The organism is Rhodococcus jostii RHA1 (assembly GCF_000014565.1).
Classification (GTDB): domain Bacteria; phylum Actinomycetota; class Actinomycetes; order Mycobacteriales; family Mycobacteriaceae; genus Rhodococcus_F; species Rhodococcus_F jostii_A.
Window position 1 is genome coordinate 2,862,656 of sequence record NC_008268.1, and the last position, 24,728, is coordinate 2,887,383.

Sequence of the window (24,728 nt, forward strand, 5' to 3'; positions counted from 1 at the left end):
ACGCGGTAGTGATCGCTCTCTATCGTAGCGGCCGTGGCACTAAGCGAGAGGCAGACATCACACATGCAGGCAACCAGCACCGCCGACACATCTCCCGGTGAGGCGTTCGAACGCGCGCTGCACGCGAACACCGTGTGCGAGGCGTTCCAGATCACCGCGGCCGCCCGCGCGGACCAGGTTGCCGTGCGCACCGCCGATGACAGTGTCTCGATGACGTTCGGCACACTCGCCGAGCGGGTGCGGCGGGTCGCGGCCGGTCTCGCGGCCCTCGGCCTCGAGCGCGGGGACACGGTGGGCATCATGCTCACCAACCGGCCCGAGTTCCACCTGGTGGACCTCGCCGCCATGCACCTGGGCGCCCTTGCCTTCTCGATCTACAACACCTCGGCGCACGATCAGATCGAATACCTCTTCGCCGACGCCGGTAACCGCATCGTGATCACCGAGCGTGCGTTCGTCGACCGGCTGACCGCCGTCCGCGACGGCGGCACCCCGATCGATCACCTCATCGTCGTCGACGGCGCACCGGACGGCACCCTGAGCCTCGAGGACGTGGAGGCGGGAGGCGACCCGCACTTCGACTTCGAGGCAGCGTGGTCGGCGGTCGGCCCCGACGAGCTCCTCACCCTGATCTACACCTCCGGCACCACGGGTCCACCCAAGGGAGTCGAACTCACCCACCACAACATGATGACCAAGATCCGCGCCCTACAGCAGATATTGCCGGTCACGCCGGGGGGCCGCACCATCTCGTTCCTGCCCGCCGCGCACATCGGCGACCGGTGGAGCGGACACTATTCGCCGCTGGCGGTGTGGGGCTTCACCGTCACCACCTGCGCGGACGCGCGCAAGGTGATGGAGATTGCGCAGCAGGTTCGCCCGACGGTGTTCCTGCCGGTGCCGCGGATGTGGGAGAAGGCGAAGGCGGCCCTGGAGGCGGAAATCGACGCCGACCCCAGCACTGCGCGCCGCACGCTGACGCGCTGGGCCATCGACACCGGGATCAAGAAAGCCCGCGCCGAGCAGGACGGCCGGTCCGTCGGTCCGATACTCGACCTGCAGGCGAAAATCGCCGACGCACTCGTCGGCTCGAAGATCCGCCGGAAGCTGGGGCTGGACCAGTCCGAATGGTTCCTGACCGGATCGGCGCCCACCCCGCGCCATGTGTTCGAATTCTTCGCGGCCGTCGGGATCCCGATCTGCGAGCTGTGGGCCATGAGCGAGACGTCATGCGTCATGACCGTCAACCCGAAGGACCGCAACCGGGTGGGCACGGTCGGAGTGCCGATCCCCGGGCTCGAGGTCAAGCTCGCCCCCGACGGAGAGCTGCTCGTACGCAGCCAGACCGTCATGCGGGGCTACCGCAACAAGCCCGAGCAGACCGCCGAGGCCATCGATTCCGAGGGGTGGCTGCACACCGGTGACATCGGGACGATCGACGACGACGGCTACGTGCGGCTGGTGGACCGCAAGAAGGACATCATCATCAACTCGGCCGGCAAGAACATGTCGCCCGCGAACATCGAGACCTGGCTGAGGACCTCGAGCCCCCTGATCGGCCAGGCTGCGTGCATCGGCGACGGCCGGCCGTACAACGTCGCGCTGATCGCGCTCGACCCCGACGGTGCCGCAGGGAAAGCGGCAGACGATCCCGCCACCATCGCCGAAATCGCGGCCGGCGTGGAGCACGCCAACAGCCACCTCTCCCGCGTCGAACAAATCAAAAAGTTCACGATCGTCGCCGAGCCGTGGCTACCAGGCAGCGACGAACTCACCCCCACCATGAAGATCAAACGCAGGAACGTCGTCACCAAGTACGCCACACAGATCGAGGAACTCTACGCGAAGTAACCATCGGACGAGCGCGGCGACAGCTCCCACAACCCCAACGGCGAAGCACGCGCCCACTGAAGCGTGGCATGCACCGGGACGCGGATCACTGACCCGGCGAAGCGCCCGTCCTCAACGGGCCGACGGGTCCACTGCTGATCGTCGAGCAGGTCTTGGAGATCAGCTTCTACCGTGGGTGGAAGCAGTTCGTCAGAAACGACTGCAGCGCCCATACCAGTTGAGCTCCAACAATTCCGTCTCGGTGCCATAGCGCTAGTAGCCGATCACGATCCGCACGATCGCCCAGCTCTTCTGCTCCGCGTGGCAGCCGTCGTACCCACTTCTCGGCCTTGGTGCGCATGCTGCGGTCCCCGCCAGCCCGGAGCGATTGTCGGTGACGGTCGGCGTCCCGGTGATCCCCGACGGTGTTTCCGTCGCCGTGGACACCGGTCGATCCCGAAAACCTCGACGCCGCGTCATCCAGGTCACCCAATTCGACACCAGCACAATGCTTTTAAGCAGTGTGCTCGGTCGGTGCACCAACGCCCTTGCGCTGATGTTTCCTGCATCCGGCAGCCAGACGGCGGGCGCTGGTGGCCGCCGACGTGTCTCACCGCAGCGCGGCGGTGTCGTTGTCGATGCGAGTGGAACGGTGCCGGATCGCCACCAGTTCGGGCGGAATCGAGGCCGGCCGCTTGCCGGCACACGTACCCGACACCGCTCACTAGAACATCAGTGCCGCATCCCCTTTCGGTTCATACCAATGTGCGCGACGGTCGGAGGTGTGACGATTTTCGCCGGCAGCGGGCTCTCCTGCGCCGTGCGGGCAGTTACACGGGCCATCTGTGACGAAGTCAACGCAAATCATTGACAAGAGAGATTGCTCACTCTACTGTCGGGAATGTGCTGATGACGACTCCCGGTCAGACCCCACGAGGGAGCTTGACCGTCGACCCGATCACCGAATAGGCACACCGGCGCACCCCGCGCGATCCCGCTAAACGTTCACCACGGCGAAGAGTTCGAGGTCGGCGCCGCTGACGAACCGTTTGCATTTTTGGCCCACCAGATCACAAGGAGCACCAATGCCGCTGTGGCAGCTGTTCACCCCGAAGAATGCCTACACGAAGGAAGAGAAGGCTGATCTGGCGAAAAAGATCAGCGATATCTATTCCGGACCCACGTCGAAGGGGAACTTCGGCTTCGAGCTCCCGCGGTTCTACACCACGGTGGTCTTCCACGAGATCGAAGCGGACTCGTTCTTCGTCGGCGGTCAGTCCCATGACAAATTCATCCAGATCGAGGTTGTCCACATCGCCCGCACCAACGAGGGGGCCGCGGCGCTGATGGGGATTTCCGTCGAGCAGATCCTGGAGAACTACTTCGCGATGGTCAGCGAGGTGCTCAAGCCGTACATCGCGGACCGTGGATACGAGCTGGAGTTCCACGTCGAGACAGCGCCGTTCGAAACCTGGAAGATCGACGGCATGACGCCGCCGCCCCCGGAGTCACCGGCCGAGCGGCGCTGGTTCGAACAGAACCGGAGCTCGTCGTACAGCGCCGACGAACTGATCGTGGCGACTTCCTGAACAGGCACCTTCTCAGTACCAACCTGACCGATCCTTGGGGTGCGTGCCGCGGCGCGGCACGCACCCCACACCATCCTGAGAAGCATTCACATGACGTTTACTGAAAGCGAGACGCCGATGCGTGAAGATATCGAGTTCGACGCTGAGGGTGTGACGCTGCGCGGCTGGTTCTACAAGCCCGAAGGCGTGTCCGGTGAGCTGCCGTGCGTGATCATGACGCACGGGTTTTCGTGCACCAAGGAGATGGGTCTCGAACCCTACGCCGAGGCGTTCAGCGCCGCGGGGTTCGCCTGCGTGGTCTACGACAACCGCGGGTTCGGTGCCTCGGACACGGCACCGGGCAAGCCCCGGCAGGAGATCGACCCGTGGGACCAGATCCACGACTACCAGCACGCGATCACCTACGCGCAGGCCCGGCCCGAGGTCGACGCCTCACGCATCGGGGTGTGGGGCTCGAGCTACGCGGGCGGCAACGCCTTCGTCGTCGCGGCGATCGACCGGCGCGTGAAGGCCGTGTGCGGTCAGGTGCCGGCGGTCGCAGGGCGACGCACCTTCGAGGCGAACGTTCCGAAGGAGTTCTGGCAGGCGGCGTGGGACGGGCAGGCCGCCGACCGCCTGGCGCGAGCCCGAGGAGAGGCGCCCGCGATGATCCCGGTGGTCACCGCGGACCCGACACAGCCGGCCGTCATGCCGACGCCCGATGCCTACGCGTTCTTCTCGGCCTACGAGGGGACCGCGTGGCGCAACGAGGTGACGCTACGCTCGACGGAGCTGGGCTACGAGGCCGGTGAGTTCCTCAAGTTCGTCGCTCCCACCCCGCTGCTGATGGTGGTTGCCGAGGACGACAACGTTGTGACGCCGGCCGAGTGGGCCAAGGAGGCGTTCGAGACCGCGGCGGAGCCCAAGCGTCTCGTCTCGATCCCCGGCGGCCACTTCGACGCATACACCGGTCACCCCTTCGAGCTCTCCTCGGGCGCGGCACGCGACTGGTTCCTCGAACACCTGGCGCAGAAGGTGGTCCCGGCACCAGTCTGAGATCGGGGGCTGTCATCGCGGCGGCCTCTCCTCGTTCCCCCATCAAGGCGCGGGCACGAGGAGAGGTCGCCGCGATGCTGTCGGTGGTCGACGCCGAGCCGACCCCCGCGCCCCCCGCGGCGCACGCAACATCCCCTGCCCGACCCGGGGCCCGTACGCCGCGAGGGCGAACGTGCCCCGCTGCTGACGCGCCGGTGCGCAACAGTCCGAAGTGCCCGGCGACTACCTCCTGCTCCGGATCAGTCTGCTACCGCAGGAGCGCATACGTCGTCGCCGGTCGAGCCAGTCGAGGCGGCGGCCAGCGCGGCGTCGACCAGGGCCTCGGCAGCCGAGCGGGCGTACGTGGCACCCGAGGAATCCTGATACAGGGCCGCGGCCGCGGCCGCACCGTCCAGCAGCACCGTCAGCTGGATAGCGAGTCCCGCCGGATCAGGCACCCCGGCCTCGGCCGCGAATTCGGCGAACCATTGTCGCCCGGCCTCCTTGTAGCGGCGCGCGATCTTCGCGACCTCATGGTCCGGTGACGCCATCTCGACGGTCGCGTTGATGAAGGGACAGCCCCGGAACTCTCCCTGTTCGAGACCTTCGACGATGATGTCGAAGGTCGCCAGTATCTTCTCCCGCGGCGTGGACGCACGTTTCGCGAGCTCGCTGGCGACCTCCTCGGCATTACGCTCGCCGCGACGCTCGAGGTATGCCGCGGCCAGCCCATCTTTCGACCCGAAGTGGCGGTACAGCGTCATGATCGGCGTCTGCGCCTCGTCCAGAATGCGGTTGATCCCCACAGCGCGGATGCCCTCCTTGAAGAAGAGATCATCCGCGGCCTTCAGGAGGCGATCTCGCGGTGAGATTTTCGTTGCTGTCATGCCACCATCTTAGCGAGCGAGCACTATCTCACACATGAAAGCGAGCGCTATATCACACATCGAATGTGTGAGGCGCACGCGTCGGGGCCCGTTGTCGTGTGGGGCCGGGACCGCCCCGGGCGGTCCGGCTGGATGGGGCAGCCGCGTCATGCTCTTGCCCTGCCATGTGGTAGAGATTACTCTCTCTAAGTGGCCTCGCCGACCCGACGCCCCCGCGAAGACGCGCTGCCCAACCCGCAACCCTGGAGGTACTCCGTGACCATCGACGCTCACTCACCTAGCGCAGGCTCAGGATCGTCGCCGGCTGCACCGCCGATCCGTGCGACGACCTACGTCGGCCGCTGGCCCCGGGTCCCGCATGATTGGCCCGAAATGCCCACCGGGACTTTCTCGCCGACCACCGCCACCATCGTGAGCGGCCCGACCGAGGCAGTTCTCATCGACGCCCAGTACCTCAAGGACGACGTCCGGGATCTCGGGGACCTGATCGAACGCACCGGGAAGACCCTCACCACGATCTACATCACGCATGCGCACGCCGATCACTACCTTGGCATCGGTCCCCTGATGGAGCGGTTCCCGGAGGCGAAGTGTGTCGCGCTGCCCCAGGTCGTCGAGGCCATGAAGGAAAACATGGAGGAACACCGTCAGCAGTGGGCGATGATGTTCGGCGACGCCTGCGTCGTCAGCGATGCGCTCCCCGACCCGATCGAGGGCGACACGCTGTACGTCGACGGCTCACCACTGAAGATCATCGAGGTCAAGCAGGCCGACATCCACCCGACCTCGATCGTGCACATCCCGGCGATCGATGCCGTGGTGGCCGGTGACGCCGTCTACAACGAGATCCACCCGATGCTCGGCCTGGCGACGCCCAAGGAGTGGCAGGACTGGCTCGAGACGGTGGACCTCGTAGAGAAGCTCCACCCTCGGATGATCGTCGCCGGCCACCGCCGACCGGACGGCGACGATTACGCGGTCGAGACGATGATCGCGCAGACCCGCGCCTACATCCAGGACTTCGCGGCCGCCTACGAGACCGCGAAGGGCGCCGAAGACCTCATCGACGCCATGTCGGCCAAGTACCCGGACCACGGAAATCTGTGGTCGCTGGAGTTCTCCGCCATGAGTGTCATCGCGCTTCGCGACGCGCAGAGCTCCGCAGCCGACCTCGTCCCGTGACGAATCACGCTCTCCCGAGGTACCTGTGGGTGCCTGAACGACCCACCCTCCGGTGCCCGAACAACCCGCGTCGCTGCAGTGCTCACACAGCCCAGCCGGTGCACCGATTGCGGTACCGACGGTCCACCACCGCCCACTGAACCGTTGGATCAGTCCGTGTTCGACGCGCCGGCAACAACGATAGCGAACCTGAACGGCGATCCGACTCGGGTAGTGCTCTTGCCGGTCGAGGGCAAGACGCCCTCGGCCGGGGCCGAGGTGCACCTCTTCGACGGACTCCTCCCGAGCAGGCGCCGCGTTGTGGAACGATGTTCGATGCATCCGCTCGAAGGCCTGCCGCTCGTCTTCGCCGCACACGGCCTGACACCGCCCGCGGCGTTCGATATCGCGCTGACATGTCATCCCATCGTGCAGCCCGACGGCAGGATTCAGGCTGTCGAGACGGTGGCCGGCCTGACTCCCTCCATGGGCGGCGGTTCACCGAGCCCTCGGGGTGCGGCGGCCCCGCCCGCGAATTGGTATGTCCGCGACCTGCGCAACGCCGTGCGCACCTTACTTACCGCCGGTCCGGTCCGGCGCATGACCGTCAACCACGCCTGAAAGGTACTTCTAAATGCGGCGCAGTTTGTTCGATTCCGATCATGAGGCGTTCCGGGATTCGGTACGCGAGTTCGTCAACCGTCATCTGGTGCCCAACGAGGAGAAGTTCATCGAGCAGCGCTACATCGATCGTGAGATCTGGCTCGAGGCCGGCGCCAACGGCTACCTGGGTCTGGAGGTTCCCGAACAGTACGGCGGTAGCGCCGCTGGCGACTACCGGTTCAATGCCGTACTCGGTGAAGAGCTAGCCCGCTCCAGCGCCGCCGCCGCATCGTCTTTCGGCATCCAATTCGACGTCGTCGCACCATATCTGGTCACCCTGACCACCGAGGAACAACGACAACGCTGGCTACCGAAATTTTGCACCGGCGAACTCATCACCGCCATCGCCATGACTGAACCGTCGGGCGGCTCGGACCTGGCCGGGTTGAAGACCACCGCCGTCAAAGACGGCGCTACCTGGGTTATCAACGGCTCTAAAACATTCATCACCAACGGCACCCAAGCTGATCTGATCATCGTGGCCACGCGCACGACACGAGAAAAGGGCTCCAAGGGCATCACCTTGTTCGCTGTGGACGCCGACACTGCCGGCTTCACCCGCGGTCGCAAACTCGACAAGGTCGGCCAACCCGAGTCCGATACCGCCGAACTGTTCTTCGAAGACGTCCGTGTCGACGACACGGCCATCATCGGCGAACTCGACCGGGGATTCATCCACATGATGAACCTGCTCCCCCAGGAACGCATCAGCGGCGCAGTCGCCTACCTCGCCCACACTCGCCGCATCCTCGAAGAAACCGTTACCTACGCCCAGGACCGCAAGGCCTTCGGTAAGACCATCGGCTCCATGCAATGGAATAAATTTCTGCTCGCCGAACTGGTTACCAAACTCGACGTCGCCCAGGCTCACGTCGACACCTGCGTGGCCGCCCACATCGCCGGCGAACTGACCGCCGTCGACGCCGCCAAGGCCAAGTGGTGGAGCTCCACCATCCAAAACGACATCCTCGACCACTGCGTACAAATCCACGGGGGCTACGGCTACATGAACGAATATCGCGTCGCCCGTGCTTGGAAAGACGCCCGCGTCACCAAGATCTGGGCGGGCTCCAACGAAATCATGCGCGAAGTCATCGGCCGCGATCTCGGCCTCTAACTGACTAACAGGAAGCACCGCCGCAAGTGTCCGGATCATCTCGGTCACGTTCAACACTCGGTGGTGTCCCGCAGCAATTACCGTCGTGCCCCACCCCGTGGCGTGTCTGAGGGTTGGTTACTGTCGGGCCGCTTTCACGTCTCGTCCGCAACTCGCCGAAGACGGGCTACCGCCAACACTCGCGGCGAGTGCAGCGAGGTCGATGGCGGCGTCGTGATGGCGGTCATCTTCCGTCGACCATAGAGCACTTCGGCGGTGCCGGCAGTCTCACGCAGGGCGTTCGTAGCGGCAGGATAGTGCTCGACCCTGACGTGTGTGGCGTGGTCGGTCAGGGGCGCTCGTCCTGCGAATGCTCCACGACCCAGCCCGCGATCTGTGTTCGTGAGGTGAACCCAAGCTTGGTCAGGATGTGTTCGACGTGCCCCTGCGCGGTGCGCGGCGATATCACCAGCTTGGCGGCGACGGCCTTGTTGGTCAGGCCCTGTGCGACCAGGTCTGCGACCTCCCGCTCCCGCTTGGTCAGGCCCGTCGCGCTGCTACCGGCGGGCTCTGTTGTGGCCTCGGTGCGCTCGCCGAGGGCGTAGGCGACCGCTCCCTCGAATCCGAGGAGCGCACCCTCTCTGCGGGCCGCCTCGAACGCGCGCTCACCCAGTGCAGTGCGAGTGAGCCGCTCGCAGTCCTCGTGGCGGACGAGCAGGGTGGGAAACAGCACCGAGGAGCTTCCCAGGGCGCGGCCCAGCGCATCTGCGGCCCCCATCAGGGTGGCGGCACGTCGTGCACCGTCCTCGGTGCCGGCGATCCACGCCATTGCCTCCAGGGTCATCGCGGCAGTGAACGGATCGTCGACCAACCGGGTCAGCCGCAGGCACTGTTTCAGCAGGTCCGCCGCCTGACCGCGATCGCCCTGCTGCAAGGCGGCGACTCCCAGCGCCCACAGTGAGTACGACCGGTATACGGATTCACCGTGCGCTTCCGTGACACCGAGAACCTGCTGATGGCAGCCGACGGCCCGGGGAACGTCTCCTTGCAATTCGTACACCAACCCGAGGATCATCAGCGCCCACACCCGCAATGCCAGGTCGCCGCGGCCCCCGAACACCTCCAGGGCCTCTTCCATGCAGGTACAGGCGCGGGGAAGGTCGCCGCTGACGAGGCCCAGGAGACCGTCGGCATGGGTGATGCGTGCGCGGTCCAGTGGGTCGGTTATCTGCGGGATCAGCGCCTGCGCTTCGTCCACCAGGGCCCTCGAGGCCGGAAGGTCACCCTGCACGCCGGCGAACACGCTGGCGGCGTACAGCGCCCCGACTCGTGAAGCGGTCGGCTGCCCGGGCCCACGGACCAGGGCCCGGTCGAGCCAGTGCCGCCCCTCCCGGAACAGTCCGCGGGAGAACCAGAACCGGAACAGGGCCGCCGCTATCCGCAACCCGGCCTCGGCACCGGTGTCAGTCTCCTCCGACAGGCAGAATTCCATCGCCTCACGCAAATTCGATTGTTCCCTCTCGAGCCGCGCAATCCAGTCCAGTTGCTGTGGACTGATCCATTCGGCTTCCACCTGCAACACCAAGTGCTGATACCAATCCCGGTGCCGTCGTCGCAATACCGGACGGATACCGGTCTGCTCGGCCTTTTCCTTGCCGTAGTCGCGCAGGGTCTCGAGCATCCGGAACCGCACCGCCGAGCCGGCGTCTTCCCGGATCAGGATCGACTTGTCGACCAATGCCGTCACTGTGTCGAGCAACTCCTCTGAAGTCAGGTCCTCCCCGCAGATCGACTCGGCCGCATCCAGTTCGAAACTTCCCGCGAACACCGACAGCTCGGCCCACAGCTGCTGTTCCCGAGATGTGCAGAGCTCATGACTCCAGTCGATGGACAGCCGCAGGGTCTGCTGGCGCGTCGGGGCACCGCGATTGCCGAGAGTCAGCAGCGTGTACCGGTCGGTCAGCCGCTGCAGGATCTGCTCGGGCGACATCGCCCGCAACCGTGCCGCCGCCAGCTCGATCGGCAACGGTAGGCCGTCGAGTTGGTGGCAGATTCGGACCACCGTCATCCGGTTGTCGTCGGTAAGTTCGAATCCGGGGACGGCGGCCGCGGCGCGCTGTGCGAACAACGTCACCGCGTCGTACCCGGTCAGCCCGCGCAGCGACGGCTCGCGGTCCGGGGCCGGGACCGTCAGCGGGGGAACCCGCAGCACCGCCTCCCCGCCGATACCCAAGGGTTCGCGGCTCGTGGCCAAGATCCGCAGCTGCGGACAGGTGCGCAGCAGCATCTCGGCCGATGCCGCGACCGCCTCCACCACCTGTTCGCAGTTGTCCAGTACAAGCAACAGGTGCCGGGAGGCGAGGAACTCCGCCACCACGTCGTCGAGCTGTCGCGCGGGCTGATCCCGCAGCCCCAGGGCCGCGGCAACCGTGTCCGTCAGGAGGGACCCGTCCCGCAACTCGCCCAGTTCGACCAACCAGACTCCGTCACCGAATCCCGGCCGGACATCGGCAGCTAGCCGAAGCGCCAGACGCGTTTTCCCGACACCACCGATCCCGGTCAACGTCACCAGACGCGCAGCCGACAGCAGCTGCTTCGCCTCGGTGGACTCACGGCGGCGCCCAACGAAGCTGGTGAGCTCGAGCGGCAGATTACTCACCGGAGTCCTCACGGCGGGTGCCATCGACGGTGAAGGTGGCGGAGCCGCTGTGGTCCCTGCACGTTGGGCGCGGGCCGGGTCCGGATCGCGCCGTGAGGCGCCCTGTTTCGCGGACAGGGCCATCTCGTCGACGGGGAAGCCGTGGCGGAGCTGGATCCGCCGCAGTTCATCGCCGAAGTCGGCGGCAGTGGCAGGACGCTGCCGCGGATCGGCGGCCATGGCGCGGTCGACGATCTCGGACACGTCGTCCGGGACGCCGTGCTCGCGCAGGTCCGGGACCGGTTGGGTGGTGATCCGTAGGAACTGGGCGACCACATGCTCGCCGCTGTGGCGCTCGAATGCGGCGTGACCGGTGACGGCGCAGAACACCGTCGCACCGAGACCGTAGATATCGGAGGCCTCAGTCGGCGGTTCGCCGCTGAGCACCTCGGGCGCGGTGAAGGCCGGTGACCCGGTCACGGTGCCGGTGGCGGTCTCGAATCCGCCGACGATATGGGCGATGCCGAAATCGGTGAGCGCCGGCTCCCCGTAGTCGGTGAGCAGGATGTTTCCGGGTTTGAGGTCTCTGTGCAAGACGCCGAGACGGTGTGCGGTCTCGAGGGCACCGGCCATCTTCACCCCGAGCCGGAGTGCTTCCTCCAACGGCAGTGGGCCGTCGCGGCGGATCCGGACGTCGAGCGAATCCTGCGAATGGTAGGGCATCACGATGTAGGGGCGACCGCTGTCGGTGGCACCGACATGCAATGCGCTCACAATGTGCGGATGCCCGGTGAGGCGGCCCATCGCCCGCTGTTCCCGGAAGAACCGAACCCGGTTCTCCTCGTCGAGGTCCGCAGCAAGGACCTTCACCGCCACAGTGCGGTCCAGCGCCGGCTGCACGCAGCGGTAAACGATACCGAACCCGCCCCGGCCGATCTCGTGGGCGTCCTCGAACCCCTCAGCGCTCAACTCCGCCGTGACCGTGTGGGCCACGCCGCGCTGCGTCTCGAACGGATCACCTGCGGCCATCGGAGGGTCCTCACCGTCTCCCCGCAGAGCGAGAACAGGACTGAACGATCCGATCCTCGATGAGGCAACCTGCCACACCTCGAGGAGAATGCGCCTTCAGGATATCGCCGCCTGGCAAGCAAACGAGACCACGATAGAGCATCGGGGCAACACACGGGCTTCGACGATGCAGGGCAGCCGACGAGGGCCGCTGGCCACGGCATCTCCACAAGATGATCACGTCGTCGCCGAGGGCGAGTGTTCTCGGGGAACGGCCTGATCCGAGCGACCACCGCGCACCACCCAAGCCGCTTGACGACTTACAGCCCGGATGTCTGGCTGGCGTAGAGGCCGTTGGCACCGTCCCGACGTCGTTATCGAGTAGTTCGGCTACTCACGCGTCGGACGATCTGCGATGTTAGCGTTGACAGTAGAGACCCCTTACGGTTGCTCGCCAACGTGCCTCAGCCAACGTGTGTGGAGTAGAGATGCCCGATCCCAGCCCTACCTCGACCCCTCTCGCCCCGCCGAACGACGTCACCAACGCGCAACTCGTCCAATGGGCTTTCGACCGCATCAACGCCCAGGACGTCGAGAGCCTGCGCAATTTCTTCTGGACCGCTGATTCCACCGTGCACTTCCCGACCGGGACATGTCACGGGAGCACCGAGATCGCCGCCTACTTCGACCAGGTCTTCGCCGCGGTCACCGACTTCGCCTTCGAGATGGTCTCGATCGCCGAGTCCGGCAACGACGTCTTGGCCCACTGGCACCTGACCGGACGACACGTCGGCACCTTTGTCGGCATCGCCGCCACCGGGCGGCGAATCGACTTCGATGGATTCGACCACTTCGTCATCGAGGACGGGAAGGTCGTCACCAATACGGTGCGCTACGACCAGATGGAGTTCGCCCGCCAGATCAAGCTGCTACCGCCCGACGGATCGATTGCGGATCGCGCGTTGAAGGCCGCCTTCAACGCCAAAACGCGTGTAGTAAGCGTCGCTCGCCGTCGCTAGCGGAGAACCATCGCGCAATCCCACGGCGAGTGGCGGGCCGGTGGCCGATCGCCCTCGTAATGTGACAGCCCATTGGGAGAATCGGTCCAATGGACCGGCAACCGCCGCGGATGCCATCGTCCAGATCCTCGAGCAGCGAATCCAGATTAAGGCACTGCCCAAACGTCGGCGCCCGGTAGCAACGTCGTGGACCGGGCGCCGCGGACAAGGCGCCCCCTTTCACGCCCACGGCTGACATTCTCGGCATACCCGGTGCTCATGGGGGTCAGCCCAGCGAGTCACTTCAGGGCGTCAGCCGTGACGGCTGCCCGGAGCGCGGCTACTCGAGGAGACCAGCCAGCGCATGTGGGATATGTCCGACTTCCCATCAGCACCCCACCAATCCGCTCGCCAGCGCGTTCCCGACCGACAACGCGTTCCCGACCGACAATGCGTTCCCGACCGACAATGCGTTCCCGACCGACAATGCGACCACCATGCGTGACCACATCGTGAAGACCATCGACGTGATCGACGCCGAACGAAACTCCGAGTCCGCCAGACACAAACGTTCGATGCAGCTGGTCGACTCAAGCGTGAGCGCCCATTGCAGGGCCCACATTCACCCGATCGGTTCGGCGGCGTCTACACGTCCTCGAAGGTCACAGCACGCTGAGGATGTCGTCGACCCGCTGCTTCGCATCACCGAACAGCATCTGGCTGTTGTCGCGGAAGAACAGGGGGTTCTGCACCCCGGCGTAGCCGGCGGCCATCGATCGCTTGAACACGATGACATCCTTGGCATTCCACACCTCGAGCACCGGCATCCCGGCGATCGGGGAGGAGGGGTCCTCGGCCGCGGACGGGTTGACGGTGTCGTTCGCGCCGATGACAAGAACCACGTCGGTCTCGGAGAAGTCGTCGTTGATCTCGTCCATCTCCAGGACGATGTCGTAGGGCACCTTCGCCTCGGCCAGCAGCACGTTCATATGACCGGGTAGGCGCCCCGCGACCGGGTGGATGCCGAAGCGCACGTCGACACCCCTCGCCCGCAACTTCGCGGTGAGGTCGGCGACCGGGTACTGCGCCTGCGCGACCGCCATGCCGTAGCCCGGGGTGATCACGACCGACGTCGCGCCGGAGAGCAGCTCCGCCACGGCGTCCGCCTGGATCTCGCGGTGCTCGCCGTAGTCGACGTCGTCCGCTGGTCCGGCCACCACGCCGAACCCGCCGGCGATCACCGAGATGAAGGAGCGGTTCATCGCTTTGCACATGATGTAGGACAGGTAGGCACCGGAGGAGCCGACCAGTGCGCCGACGATGATCAGCAGGTTGTTGTTGAGCAGGAAGCCGGAAGCCGCCGCGGCCCAGCCGGAGTAGCTGTTGAGCATCGAGACGACGACCGGCATGTCGCCGCCGCCGATGGACGCGACCAGGTGCCAGCCCAGGGCGAGCGCGAGGAGCGTGATCACGATCAGTAGCCACAGCTGCGGGTCGATGACGAACCGCACGGTCAGGGCCGCGAAGACCACGAGCGCGCCGAGGTTGATCACATTCTTGCCCGGCAGTACCAGCGGCGCGGACTTGATCCTCGCCGAAAGCTTGAGGTAGGCGACGATCGAGCCCGTGAAGGTGACCGCGCCGATGAACACGCCGATGAAGACCTCGGCACTGTGGATGCCGAGCAGTCCGGCGGCCTCGAGCACCGCCGACTCGTGGCCGCCGGGGTGGTTCTCGACGTGCAGGTAGCCGTTCCAGCCGACGAGCACGGCGGCCAGGCCGACGAAACTGTGCAGCAAGGCGATCAGTTCCGGCATGCCCGTCATCTCGACCCTGCGGGCCAACGTGATGCCGATGGTGGCGCCGAGGATGACCGCGACCACGAGCAGGACGGCGCCGAGGCTGTCGACACCGCCATCGAAGGCCAGCGCGGTGGTCGCGACCAGAGCGACCGCCATGCCGAGGATGCCGAAATAGTTGCCGAGCTTGGCGGACTCGTGCCGAGCGAGCCCCGCGAGCGTGAGCACGAAGAGGAGGGCGGCGACGAGAAAGGCCGCCACGGATGCAGAAGATATGTCCATGCCGGTCAGCTCCTGGAGAACATGGCGAGCATGCGACGCGTGACCGCGAACCCGCCGAAGATGTTGATGCAGGCCAGCAGGACTGCCACGAATGAGATCACCGTGATCGCGGTGTCGCCCTTGCCGATCTGCAGCAGAGCGCCGACGACGATGATCCCGGAGATCGCGTTGGTCACCGACATGAGCGGGGTGTGCAGCGCGTGGTGCACGTGCCCGATCACGTAGTAGCCGATCACGATGGCCAGCGCGAACACGGTCAGGTTCAGCTGGAGCTGCGCGGGTGCGACGCCGATCAGCAGGAACAGGACCGTAGCCGCGGCCGCGACGACGCCGAGCCGCTTGCCCGGGCTCATCGGCTCCTTTGGTTCGGCGGCGGGGACTGTTGCCGCGGCGGGCGTGCGGGGTGCGGCCGAGACCTGCACGGGCGGTGGCGGCCAGGTCGACTTGCCGTCGCGTACGACGGTGATGCCACGCTGCACGACGTCATCGAAGTCGAGGACGAGCTCCCCGTCCTTATCGGGCGTGAGCAGCTTGAGCAGGTTGACGATGTTGGTGCCGTACAACTGTGACGCCTGGGCGGCGAGCCGGCCTGCCAAATCGGTGTAGCCGAGGATTCGGACGCCGTTGTCGGTGACGATGCGCTCGTCGGTCTTCGTCAACGCGGCGTTGCCTCCGTTGGCAGCAGCCATGTCGACGATCACCGAGCCGTTACGCATGGCGGCGATGGTCTCCTCGGTGATCAGCTTCGGGGCGGGGCGACCCGGGATCAGCGCGGTGGTGATGACGATGTCGGCCGCACGGGCTTCCTCGTCGTACATCGCCGCGGTGGCGATCTCCTGCTCGGCGGTCATCTCCTTGGCGTAACCGTCGGCGCTGACCTCGGCCTCGAAGTCGATCTCGACGAACTCCGCGCCCATCGACGCGACCTGCTCGGCCACCTCGGGGCGCACGTCGAAAGCACGCACGATCGCGCCCATGGCGGACGCCGCACCGATCGCGGCGAGTCCGGCGACGCCCGCTCCGACGACGAAGACTCGTGCGGGCGGAATCTTGCCGGCCGCGGTGACCTGCCCGGTGAACATCCGGCCGAACTCGTGGGCGGCCTCCACTACGGCGCGGTAGCCCGCGACGTTCGCCATCGAGGACAGCACGTCCATCGACTGTGCGCGTGAGATCCGCGGCACGGCGTCCATCGACAGCGCCGTAATCGGGCGCTGCGCCAGGTCCGCGACGATTCCGTCGTCCAGCCGCGGGTTGAGCATTGCGATCAGCGTGGCTCCCGGCTGCAACCGGTCCCGCTGCGGGAGCGTCGGTGGGTTCACCCCGATGACCACGTCCGCCGCCAGCGGATCCCTCAGCTCGGCGCCCGCCCCGGCGTACGCGCCGTCGGTGAAGCCGGCAGGTTCGCCGGCACCGGGCTCGACCACCACCTGGTAGCCGAGCTTCTGCAGCGCGGCGACGGTCGTCGGCGTTGCCGCGACCCGAGTCTCCCCGGCACGCGCTTCCTTCAGCACTCCGACAATCATCGCGTCTCCCCTACCGTGAGGTCGACGAGGCCGGCGAGCGCGGCGCGGTGTGCGCCTGCGGTGCCGAACGCGACCTGGTCGGCCTTCGCCTTCTTCAGGTACAGGTGCGTCGGGTGTTCCCACGTCAAGCGGTGCTCGAGCTCCTGGAAGCCCATCAGGGGTTCTCCTTCAGTGCGTTGAGGCCTGCGTCGAGCAGCAGGTGGACCGATTCGCCGACCCCGTCGAAGCCGCCGCCGACGGTCTGGCCCTGGAGGTGGCGGTAGTGGATGCCCTCCAGGATCGCGGCGAGCTTGAAGGCCGCGAGGCCGAGGTAGAAGCCGAATCCGGAGAGGTCGCGGTCGCTGCCGCGCGAGTACCGCTGGATCACCGCACGCTCGTCGAGGAACCCGGGCGCAGTCGACACATTGCCCGCCGAGTCGCTGCCGGCGTCTGCATCGAGTCGGAAGTAGACGAGCATCAACGCCAGATCTGTCAGCGGGTCGCCGAGCGTGGCCATCTCCCAGTCGAGGACGGCGGCCACCTGATCGGAGTTGTCTACCAGAACGTTGTCGAGCCGGAAGTCGCCGTGCACGATGCCCGCAGCGGACTCGGCCGGCACCGACTCCGCGAGTCTGCGATAGAGCTCGTCGGCGGCGGGCAGGTCACGGGTGTACGACGCGTCGAGCTGCTTCTTCCAGCGGGCGACCTGGCGGCCGAGGAACCCCTGCGGGCGCCCGAAGTCACCGAGTCCGACCGACGCCGGCTCGACCGCGTGCAGCGCGGCGAGCGTGTCCACGAGGCGTTCGGAAATCGTACGAGTTCGCTCGGTGCCGAGCAGTTCGAGCTCGGACGCGGTCCGGTACGGCGTACCGGCGCACCGCTCAATGACATAGAAATCCGCGCCCAGCACCGCAGGATCGGTGCACAACGCGAAGGTCCGTGGGACCGGTACCCCGGTGTTCTGGAGCGCGGACATGACCCGGTACTCGCGGTTCATGTCGTGGGCGGTCGCGAGTACGTGACCGAGCGGTGGCCGACGGACGATCCATTCTTGCTGGCCGTCGGTCACGATGTAGGTCAGATTGGACCTCCCGCCGGCGATCAGGGTCGCCCGCAGATCGCTGCCGGAGCCCGGGATTTCGGACGCGAACCACGCGCCGAGGACGTCGAGATCGAGGCCGAGGGGCGTTTGTGCGGTTGTCATCACGGCACCACGACCGCGAGCATGTCGACGACGCAGGCCGGCTTGTCGCCGCCGTGCCGTTCGATCGTCACCCGGGTGGCGACCTGGTAGCCCAGCTTGTTCGGCGTGACCGAGGTCAGCTCCACGCCCGCCCGGACGCGCGAGCCGACCGGCACCGGTGAGGGGAAGCGGAGCTTGTCGGCGCCGTAGTTGACGCTCATCGTGACGCCCTCGACCTTGTACACCTGCCAGGTGAGCATCGGCACCAGGCTCAGTGTGAGGAAGCCGTGGGCGACGGTCGATCCGAACGGCCCGTCGGCCGCCTTCGGCGGGTCGACGTGGATCCATTGGTGGTCGCCCGTCGCCGCCGCGAAGGCGTCGATCTGGTCCTGGTTGACCGTGTGCCACTCGGAGTGACCGAGGTGCGTGCCCGCGGCCTTCTCGAGGTCGGCGATGCCGTCGAAGACTCTCATGACTTCGGCCCGCCCGCGAGGTAAAGCACCTGACCGGACACGAAGCCGGCGCCCTCGCTGGCGAAGAACGAGACCGCGTGCGCGACGTCGGCGGGCTGGCCGGCGCGCCCGACCGGGATCTCCTTGACCAAGACGGTCCTGAAGTCGTCGAACGGCACGCCTATCCGCTCCGCGGTGGCCTTGGTCATCTCGGTCTCGATGAATCCCGGCGCGATGGCGTTGGCGGTCACGCCGTACTTGCCGAGCTCGATGGCCAGTGTCTTGGTGAAGCCCTGGATCCCCGCCTTGGCTGCGGCGTAGTTGGCCTGGCCCCGGTTACCGAGCGCGGAGGTGCTCGACAGGTTGACCACGCGACCCCAGTTCGCCTTGGTCATGTAGGCCTGCACGGCGCGGGTCATGAGGAAGGCGCCGCGCAGGTGGACGTTCATCACCGCGTCCCAGTCGGTGGTGGTCATCTTGAAGAGCAGGTTGTCGCGGAGGATGCCGGCGTTGTTGACCAGCACGGTCGGCTCGCCCAGCTCGGCGGCGACCCGCTCGACCGCGGCCTGGACCGCCTCCTCGTCGGCGACGTCGACGCCGACCGCGAGTGCCCGGCCCCCGGTCGTCTCGATCTCGGCCACAACTGATTTACAGGCGGTCTCGTCGAGGTCGAGGACGGCAACGGCGAGGCCGTCGGCGGCGAGGCGCTGCGCGACACCGGCGCCGATGCCGCGGGCGGCTCCGGTCACGATGGCGGTCCGGGTCGTGGTGGGTGTGGTCATGCGGTGACTCCTGTGCGGTGGGAATTGAGGCCTGGCACCAGTTCGGCCAGGGCGGCGCGCGTCGACGCGTGGTCGATGTGCAGCAAGGATTGGAGGCCGGCTGCCCGCGCACCGAACACGTTGGGCTCGGCGTCGTCGATGAAGAGCACCCGGTCGGCGGGTACGCCGAGTTTGTCGAGGGCCAGTTCGTAGATGGCGGCGTGGGGTTTGCGGAGTCCCACCTCGCAGGAGATCACGACCGGATCGAACAGTTCGTCGATCCGTGCGCGCGGGTAGGTGTTGCCCCAGCTGTTGGAGAGAAGGCCGACCTCGAGACCGGCTTCGCGCAGGTCTTCGACCAGCCCGAACATTGCCGAGTCGGCCTGCATGCCCGCGAAGAGGCGGTCGAGGATCCCGTCCGGCGTGACTGCGCGCCCGTCGGTGGTCTGTAACTCGGCTGCGAGCAGAGCCTCGAAATCCGCGATCGTGAGCTCGCCGGTCTCCAGCCGGTGGACCGGCGTACCGTCTGCGGCATCACGGGACATCCAGGCGCGCAACGTGTGCGAGAACGATTCAGGCTCGATTCCGTCCGCTGCCAGCCAGCCGGCGATCGAGTGCTTTACCGGACTGGTGAGCACGCCGCCGTAGTCGAAGAGGACCGCATCGATTTCTCGCACCGGCTCACTCACCCATGCTCTGGAGACTGACGCCGCCATCGACGACGACGGTTTGTCCGGTGACCCATGCGGCATCGTCGGAGAGCAGGAAGGCGACGACGCTGCCGATGTCCTCCGGTACGCCGAGCCGCTTGAGGGGGTACGCCGCGGTGACCGCGTCTTCGCGGCCCTCGTACAGCTTCGTGGCGAACCGCGTCTTCACGACCGCCGGAGCGACCCCGTTGATCCGGATGTCCGGGCCGAGTTCGACCGCCATCAACTCGGTGAGCGAGTTCAGCATCGCCTTGCTGGCGCCGTAGAACCCGATGCCTGGTGCCGTACGAATACTGGAGAGCGACGACACGTTGACGATCGCGCCGCCATGCTCCTTCATCCAGGCCTTGTGGACCTGCTGGACCCACGAGAGCGCGGCGATGCAGTTGACCTCGACGATCTTCCGGGCAGCCGCCAGGTCGAGGTCGACGAGCGAACCGTACACGGGGTTGATCCCAGTGTTGTTGACCAGGAAGTCGATGCTGCCGAAGGTTTCGACCGCCTGCCGCACCGCGTCGCCCTGGTGGTCCGCGTCGTCGGCGCGGCCCGCGACGGCGAGCGCGACATCCGGACCGCCGAGGTGGGTCACGGCTTCGTCCAGGGCCTCTTTCTTGCGCGCCGTGATGACGACGCGGGCGCCGTCGGCGACCAGCCGCTCGGCGATGGCGAGCCCGATACCGCGGCTCGCTCCGGTGACGATCGCGGTCTTACCCTCGAAACGCTTGTTCATGTCAGTTCCTCTTACTTCAGACGTTCGATGATCGTGGCCATGCCCAAACCGCCACCGACACACATGGACTCGACGCCGAAGCGCTTGTCGTGCCACTGCAGGGAATTAATGAGCGTGGTGGCGATGCGGGCTCCGGCCATGCCGAACGGGTGGCCGACGGCGATTGCGCCGCCGTTGACGTTGAGCTTTTCCAGGGAGAGGCCGGTGACCGCCGTCGAGCCGATCCGGGCCAGCGGCGTGAGCCCCAGCTCCTCGACTCTCATGTCGCGGCCGGGTTCACACGTACACGAAGCGGAAGTCTCCGATCGAGGCGTCGGCAGTTACTCCGGCGATGTGGAAGGCGGCGATGTTGTCGCGCTCGCCCTGGACGAAGCGGAGCTCGCCGCCGTCGAGCGCGATCCGGTCACCAACGGCGTCCACGCCGAGTACGGCTGCCCATGTCTTCGCGAGCGCAGCGGGCTCGCGGGCGGTCACCGTCGCTCCGGTCACACGGCCCGGGCCGAGCTCGGCCGGTGCCGTTGCGATCCATTTCGGGCCGGCCCAGCGCCACGACTCCGGCAACTTCATCGAGTCGATCGCCACGATCGCGCCCCGCACGTCGCCGGGATGGAGATGAATGTCGGTATCGCCGTCGCGTTCCAGGTCGTAGACGGTGCGCAATCCGAGCTGGTCGATTCGCGTGCGGGCGGCGGCGATGTCGTCGACCTGGAACATGACCATGTAGGCGCCGTCACCGCCCAGCCGATCGAGATGGCGGCCGGACGCGGTCCCCTCCTCGAACGGTGAGATCACCTCGACGAACGTGTCACCGAGCGGCATGACCGCGTTGTGGACTCCGAACTGTTCGACCTCGGGATCGTTGAACGGGTCACCGAGTGGGAGCTGAGCCCGCAGCGCCTTGACGGCAGATTCGCGGTCACGGGCAACAAGTACGGCTTGACGGATTCGGGGCAGGGAGGAAGTGGTCATCACCGCACTATAGCAAGCGCTCTCTATCGCCGGAAGGGGGTAGTCGGCCCCACATCCCGCGCGACGGACCGGGTCCCGACGAGGCCGAGGTCCGCGGGCTCGACCCGTCGGGATCGGCACGCCAGCGCCCGAAACCGTGAAATCCGCAGCACCGCAACCCGTCTCCGGCGCAAACCGACTCCTTCGCAGGAGCTTGGAGAAGCTGCGAAGGAGTCGGTTTGCGAGGGAACGTCGCCATGCGGCCGCGAGCCGTGGGATAGACCGTAGATGCGTTGTCAGCCGGGGATCGCCGGAGTGGCGAACCAGAACCCGAGGATCAGACATGTCACCAGCACGATCCATCCCTCGAACGCGACCCGTACCGGCAGCGGCGCATGTCGCAGCTCCATGAAGTCCAGCATCACGAACCGGACTTTCACGGCAGCGATCAGGAAAATGCCGACGACAGCGATGGTCGGACTGAAGGCATCCTTCGACAACAGCCACGTGGAGGCGCACGTAACTGCCAGCAACAGTGCCCAGACTGCTGTCACCCGCTGACGCATCACCAACATGGCTCTACCCCGGCAGTAGATACAGTAAGGGGAACAGCACGATCCATAGCAGGTCCACGAGGTGCCAGTAGGCACTAAATACACAGTCGGTCTCCTTAATGTTGACTTTCTTTCGGCGCCGCGCCAGCCAGGCCGGAGCGCGCGCCAGCCACTCCAACATCGACATCACAAACAGTCGTTGCAGTATCAATTGCGTGCGCACGTCGCGCCCCCGATGCCGGTGCCATTTCAGCGGGCGGTTACGCGAGCAGCTAGCGGGAGTCGTTGATCGATGCGAAACGCTGTGCTGCCAACCAGTTCACGATCTGCGCACGGGACGTGAAGCCCAACTTGGTCAGGATATTTTCCACATGCCCTTCGGCGGTACGCGGAGAAATGAAGAGCCGTGAGGCGATCTCACCGTTTGTCAATCCGTCCGTCACCAGTTCGGCAACCTCACGCTGGCGCCGGGTAAGCTCGCTGGGGTCTGGCTCCGCTTCGGAGCGACCTGCGCCGGCCCGTTGCCGCTCGCGGAGGGGTTCGCCCAAGGCGAATGCCACCGCAGCGTTTCCGTCTAGGCCGTGTCCCCGCTTGAAAGCGCTGTCGAACGCGTCGTCGCCGATGGCCTTTCTTGCGGTAGCCTCGTATTGTCGGCGCCGGGCCTGGAGTTGGATTGATCCGAATAACGGCGCACCGATAGTCTGCCAGAGCGTGTCGGCGCTGCCCAGAATCACTGCTGCGCGTTTGCAATCGCCCTTCGCGACGGTGACCCACCCAAGGAAGTTTAAAGCCATCGCACGCCAAAAGATGTCGTGGATGGGCCGCCGGACTCTCAGTGCATCAAGCAGAAGTGTCTCTGCTTCCGTTAGGCGGCCACTCAGCAAGTGGAGGAAGGCGCGGACACATTTCGCATACGAGAGGAGCCAGCGTTCGCCGGCTACGTTGCACAGCCGCTCGAGTTCGTCGACCACGGCCGAGCCCTTGTCCAACTCGCCCAGCAGCAAGTACGTGATGGCCAGTGGAATGCGAAGTGAATTGGGGTAGTCCTGGGGTACGTTGACGGCGGCGTAGCGTTCCAGGGCTTCGACGAATAGCGGAATCCCGGCTGCGAGCTCGCCACTGAAGTTGCCCTGCATTGCGAGCAAGTGCGTCGCGTAGGCGCGAGCGGCATCGTCGTCGAGTTCCACGGCAAGCCGATGGGCTTCCGCGAGAAGCGCTGCTTGGGCTTCCGTATCCCCTTGGAGGGTTGTGATGTAACCGCAGGTCGCTAAGGCCCAGGCGCGCTCGTGGCTGGGCGTCTTGTCTGCCTGAAGGGCCCGTTCGATCCAGTGGCGACCCTCAGTCATGAATCCGAGAGCGAGCCACATGAACCAAGGAAGACCAGCCATGCGAAGGGCGACGCCGATCTCGCTTGGCTCCGTGAGGGAGTATTCGAGTGCGCCACGCAGGTTCGCGTGCTCGTCCTGAAGAACACTCGCCCAGTCCTCCTGTAGTGGGCCGAACCATTCGGTGGCGGCTTGCTCCACCAGCTGGAGGCACCAGTCCCTATGGCGGCGGCGAAACACCGGTTCGGATCCGCTCTCACGTAACCGAGCCTGCCCGTACTCTCGAATGGTCTCGAGCATGCGGAAACGGACGCGTCCCCCATGCTCCTCGCGCACGAAGATTGACTTTTCGGTCAACTCGGCAACCGTGTCGAGAATGGTCTCGGGGGGAATTTGTTCGTCCGCACAGACGGCTTCGAGGGCACTGAGTCCGAAGCCGTTTGCGAAAACTGCGGCACGCGCCCACAATTCCTGCTCGCGCACGGCACAGAGGTCGTAGCTCCAGTCGATTAGTGCCTTTAAGGTCTGGTGCCGTTTCGGTGCACTCCTGCTCCCCGAAAGAAGTAACTCGAACCTGCTGTCGAGCCGATTTGCAAGGTCCGAGACATCCAGCACGCGCAGTCGGACGGCGGCCAGCTCGATCGCGAGCGGGATGCCTTCCAGCCTGTGACAGAGGCGAATGACTGCCGCTTCATTGGCAGGACTGATGGTGAAGCCGGGCACTGCCGACGAGGCTCGGTCGGCGAACAGAGAAACTGCCGGAAAGCCGGTAGCCATGCCAGGTGTGTGCGGAGCTCTCGGGTCTGGGACTGGGAGAGGTGGGACAAGATAGATGTGCTCGCCAGTGATCCGGAGGGCTTGCCGGCTGGTAGCGAGGATCTTCAGTTCCGGTGCCATCTTGAGCAGAAGCTCAGCGAGGTCAGCGACAGCCTGCAGCAAGTGCTCACAATTGTCGATGATCAGGAGCATCTGCCGACCGCGTAGATGGTCCGCCAGGACGGTTGTGGGAGGCCTCGTGGACTGCTCCAGCAACTCGAGTGCGTTCACCACGGTGTGTGGCAACAGGGCCGCATCCTTCAAGGCTGCCAGTTCGACCAGGCAGACCCCGTCGGGGAAGGCGCGGCGGACGTCGCTTGCCACCCGCAGCGCTAGCCGCGTCTTCCCGACGCCACCTACGCCGGCGAGAGTCACCAGCCGCGCAGTCGATAGGAGTGTCCGTACCTCAGCAGCCTCCGTCCGGCGGCCGACGAAACTGGTCAGCTCCGCTGGAACACCGGACGGTCCATTCCCAGACCGTACTGCCATGACACACTCCACTCGCACAGCCTGAGCAACGACCAGGTGCCGGACACGTTACCCGCGGGTTATCGCGTCGACGACGCGGCTCACTGAAGTGGCGACCAGTCTGACGTGGCCTCTACAGTCCCCGCCATGTGCGATCAGCTCCTCTACGTGTAGCGGTGAGGGCAGGTTGCGCTTGCCGTGAAGATCCAGCGTAGGCCGTTCGACCAAAGATCACCATCGGCGTCTACGGCATGACCGCGTTGTGCACGCCGAACTGGTCGACTTCAGGATCGTTGAACGGGTAGCCGGGC

Annotated in this window: 22 protein-coding genes and 1 pseudogene; 7 read left to right on the top strand and 16 right to left on the bottom strand. The window is 66.0% G+C overall.

What is annotated here, in order from left to right:
- Window positions 1-63 precede the first annotated feature (63 nt).
- The gene (locus tag RHA1_RS13185; protein ID WP_011595408.1) at window positions 64-1,851 is read left to right on the top strand and encodes an AMP-dependent synthetase/ligase; all 1,788 of its coding nucleotides are present in this window, start codon (window positions 64-66) and stop codon (window positions 1,849-1,851) included.
- On the opposite strand, the gene RHA1_RS50445 is transcribed toward RHA1_RS13185, so the two are convergent.
- Both RHA1_RS50445 and RHA1_RS50450 read right to left on the bottom strand, forming a co-directional pair.
- The gene (locus tag RHA1_RS50445; protein WP_041811405.1) at window positions 1,839-2,063 is read right to left on the bottom strand and encodes a hypothetical protein; all 225 of its coding nucleotides are present in this window, start codon (window positions 2,061-2,063) and stop codon (window positions 1,839-1,841) included. The genes RHA1_RS13185 and RHA1_RS50445 overlap by 13 nt on opposite strands.
- 40 nt (window positions 2,064-2,103) lie before the next feature.
- On the bottom strand, window positions 2,104-2,277 hold the full coding sequence (locus tag RHA1_RS50450; protein WP_167540935.1) for a hypothetical protein: 174 nt from the start codon (window positions 2,275-2,277) through the stop codon (window positions 2,104-2,106).
- 638 nt (window positions 2,278-2,915) lie between these two features.
- On the opposite strand from RHA1_RS50450, the gene RHA1_RS13200 reads away from it, so the two are divergent.
- Both RHA1_RS13200 and RHA1_RS13205 read left to right on the top strand, forming a co-directional pair.
- Window positions 2,916-3,419: a tautomerase family protein gene (locus tag RHA1_RS13200; protein ID WP_011595410.1), complete on the top strand. Its 504-nt coding sequence runs from the start codon at window positions 2,916-2,918 to the stop codon at window positions 3,417-3,419.
- Window positions 3,420-3,536: 117 nt separating this feature from the next.
- The gene (locus tag RHA1_RS13205) at window positions 3,537-4,454 is read left to right on the top strand and encodes an alpha/beta hydrolase (RefSeq protein ID WP_041811407.1); all 918 of its coding nucleotides are present in this window, start codon (window positions 3,537-3,539) and stop codon (window positions 4,452-4,454) included.
- Window positions 4,455-4,693: 239 nt separating this feature from the next.
- Here the strand turns inward: RHA1_RS13205 and RHA1_RS13210 are convergent, their stop codons facing one another.
- Window positions 4,694-5,320, bottom strand: a complete 627-nt coding sequence (locus tag RHA1_RS13210) for a TetR/AcrR family transcriptional regulator (protein ID WP_011595412.1) — start codon at window positions 5,318-5,320, stop codon at window positions 4,694-4,696.
- Between the two features lie 255 nt (window positions 5,321-5,575).
- On the opposite strand from RHA1_RS13210, the gene RHA1_RS13215 reads away from it, so the two are divergent.
- From RHA1_RS13215 to RHA1_RS13225, 3 genes are all read left to right on the top strand, one after another.
- A complete protein-coding gene (locus tag RHA1_RS13215; protein WP_011595413.1) occupies window positions 5,576-6,502 on the top strand; it encodes an MBL fold metallo-hydrolase in 927 nt (308 codons plus the stop codon).
- Window positions 6,503-6,715: 213 nt separating this feature from the next.
- Window positions 6,716-7,102 carry a hypothetical protein gene (locus RHA1_RS44540; RefSeq protein WP_050787294.1) on the top strand — a complete coding sequence of 129 codons (387 nt, stop codon included), beginning with the start codon at window positions 6,716-6,718 and terminating at the stop codon, window positions 7,100-7,102.
- Between the two features lie 13 nt (window positions 7,103-7,115).
- A complete protein-coding gene (locus RHA1_RS13225) occupies window positions 7,116-8,261 on the top strand; it encodes an acyl-CoA dehydrogenase family protein (RefSeq protein ID WP_011595415.1) in 1,146 nt (381 codons plus the stop codon).
- A gap of 328 nt (window positions 8,262-8,589) precedes the next feature.
- Here the strand turns inward: RHA1_RS13225 and RHA1_RS13230 are convergent, their stop codons facing one another.
- Entirely contained in the window at window positions 8,590-11,907 is a 3,318-nt protein-coding gene (locus RHA1_RS13230) for a protein kinase domain-containing protein (protein WP_011595416.1), read from the bottom strand.
- Window positions 11,908-12,374: 467 nt separating this feature from the next.
- Here RHA1_RS13230 and RHA1_RS13235 point away from each other — a divergent pair, with 467 nt between their 5' ends.
- Window positions 12,375-12,905 carry an ester cyclase gene (locus RHA1_RS13235; protein WP_011595418.1) on the top strand — a complete coding sequence of 177 codons (531 nt, stop codon included), beginning with the start codon at window positions 12,375-12,377 and terminating at the stop codon, window positions 12,903-12,905.
- A 641-nt stretch (window positions 12,906-13,546) separates the two neighbouring features.
- Here RHA1_RS13235 and pntB read toward each other — a convergent pair.
- The 12 genes and pseudogenes from pntB to RHA1_RS13300 all read right to left on the bottom strand — a co-directional run bounded on the left by pntB (window position 13,547) and on the right by RHA1_RS13300 (window position 24,438).
- A complete protein-coding gene (gene pntB / locus RHA1_RS13245) occupies window positions 13,547-14,965 on the bottom strand; it encodes a Re/Si-specific NAD(P)(+) transhydrogenase subunit beta (RefSeq protein ID WP_011595419.1) in 1,419 nt (472 codons plus the stop codon).
- A 5-nt stretch (window positions 14,966-14,970) separates the two neighbouring features.
- Window positions 14,971-16,491 carry a Re/Si-specific NAD(P)(+) transhydrogenase subunit alpha gene (locus RHA1_RS13250; protein ID WP_011595420.1) on the bottom strand — a complete coding sequence of 507 codons (1,521 nt, stop codon included), beginning with the start codon at window positions 16,489-16,491 and terminating at the stop codon, window positions 14,971-14,973.
- Window positions 16,488-16,646: a hypothetical protein gene (locus RHA1_RS13255; protein WP_011595421.1), complete on the bottom strand. Its 159-nt coding sequence runs from the start codon at window positions 16,644-16,646 to the stop codon at window positions 16,488-16,490. The genes RHA1_RS13250 and RHA1_RS13255 overlap by 4 nt, the downstream gene beginning before the upstream one ends.
- Entirely contained in the window at window positions 16,646-17,674 is a 1,029-nt protein-coding gene (locus RHA1_RS13260; RefSeq protein ID WP_011595422.1) for a phosphotransferase family protein, read from the bottom strand. The genes RHA1_RS13255 and RHA1_RS13260 overlap by 1 nt, the downstream gene beginning before the upstream one ends.
- Window positions 17,674-18,126 (bottom strand): MaoC family dehydratase, encoded by a 453-nt coding sequence (locus RHA1_RS13265; RefSeq protein ID WP_011595423.1) that lies wholly within the window; start codon window positions 18,124-18,126, stop codon window positions 17,674-17,676. The genes RHA1_RS13260 and RHA1_RS13265 overlap by 1 nt, the downstream gene beginning before the upstream one ends.
- Window positions 18,123-18,887, bottom strand: a complete 765-nt coding sequence (gene fabG, locus RHA1_RS13270; protein WP_011595424.1) for a 3-oxoacyl-ACP reductase FabG — start codon at window positions 18,885-18,887, stop codon at window positions 18,123-18,125. The genes RHA1_RS13265 and fabG overlap by 4 nt, the downstream gene beginning before the upstream one ends.
- Entirely contained in the window at window positions 18,884-19,555 is a 672-nt protein-coding gene (locus RHA1_RS13275; protein ID WP_148228383.1) for an HAD family hydrolase, read from the bottom strand. Before RHA1_RS13275 ends, fabG begins: the two co-directional genes overlap by 4 nt.
- Window positions 19,548-20,306: an SDR family oxidoreductase gene (locus tag RHA1_RS13280; protein WP_011595426.1), complete on the bottom strand. Its 759-nt coding sequence runs from the start codon at window positions 20,304-20,306 to the stop codon at window positions 19,548-19,550. Before RHA1_RS13280 ends, RHA1_RS13275 begins: the two co-directional genes overlap by 8 nt.
- 11 nt (window positions 20,307-20,317) lie before the next feature.
- Window positions 20,318-20,572: pseudogene (locus RHA1_RS13285) on the bottom strand (acetyl-CoA C-acyltransferase); the annotation flags it as partial.
- Between the two features lie 10 nt (window positions 20,573-20,582).
- Window positions 20,583-21,275: a VOC family protein gene (locus tag RHA1_RS13290; RefSeq protein WP_050787296.1), complete on the bottom strand. Its 693-nt coding sequence runs from the start codon at window positions 21,273-21,275 to the stop codon at window positions 20,583-20,585.
- Window positions 21,276-21,550: 275 nt separating this feature from the next.
- A complete protein-coding gene (locus tag RHA1_RS13295) occupies window positions 21,551-21,829 on the bottom strand; it encodes a cytochrome C oxidase subunit IV family protein (RefSeq protein ID WP_041811411.1) in 279 nt (92 codons plus the stop codon).
- A gap of 251 nt (window positions 21,830-22,080) precedes the next feature.
- Window positions 22,081-24,438, bottom strand: coding sequence for a LuxR C-terminal-related transcriptional regulator (locus RHA1_RS13300; protein WP_011595429.1), 2,358 nt, complete (start codon window positions 24,436-24,438; stop codon window positions 22,081-22,083).
- Window positions 24,439-24,728 lie beyond the last annotated feature (290 nt).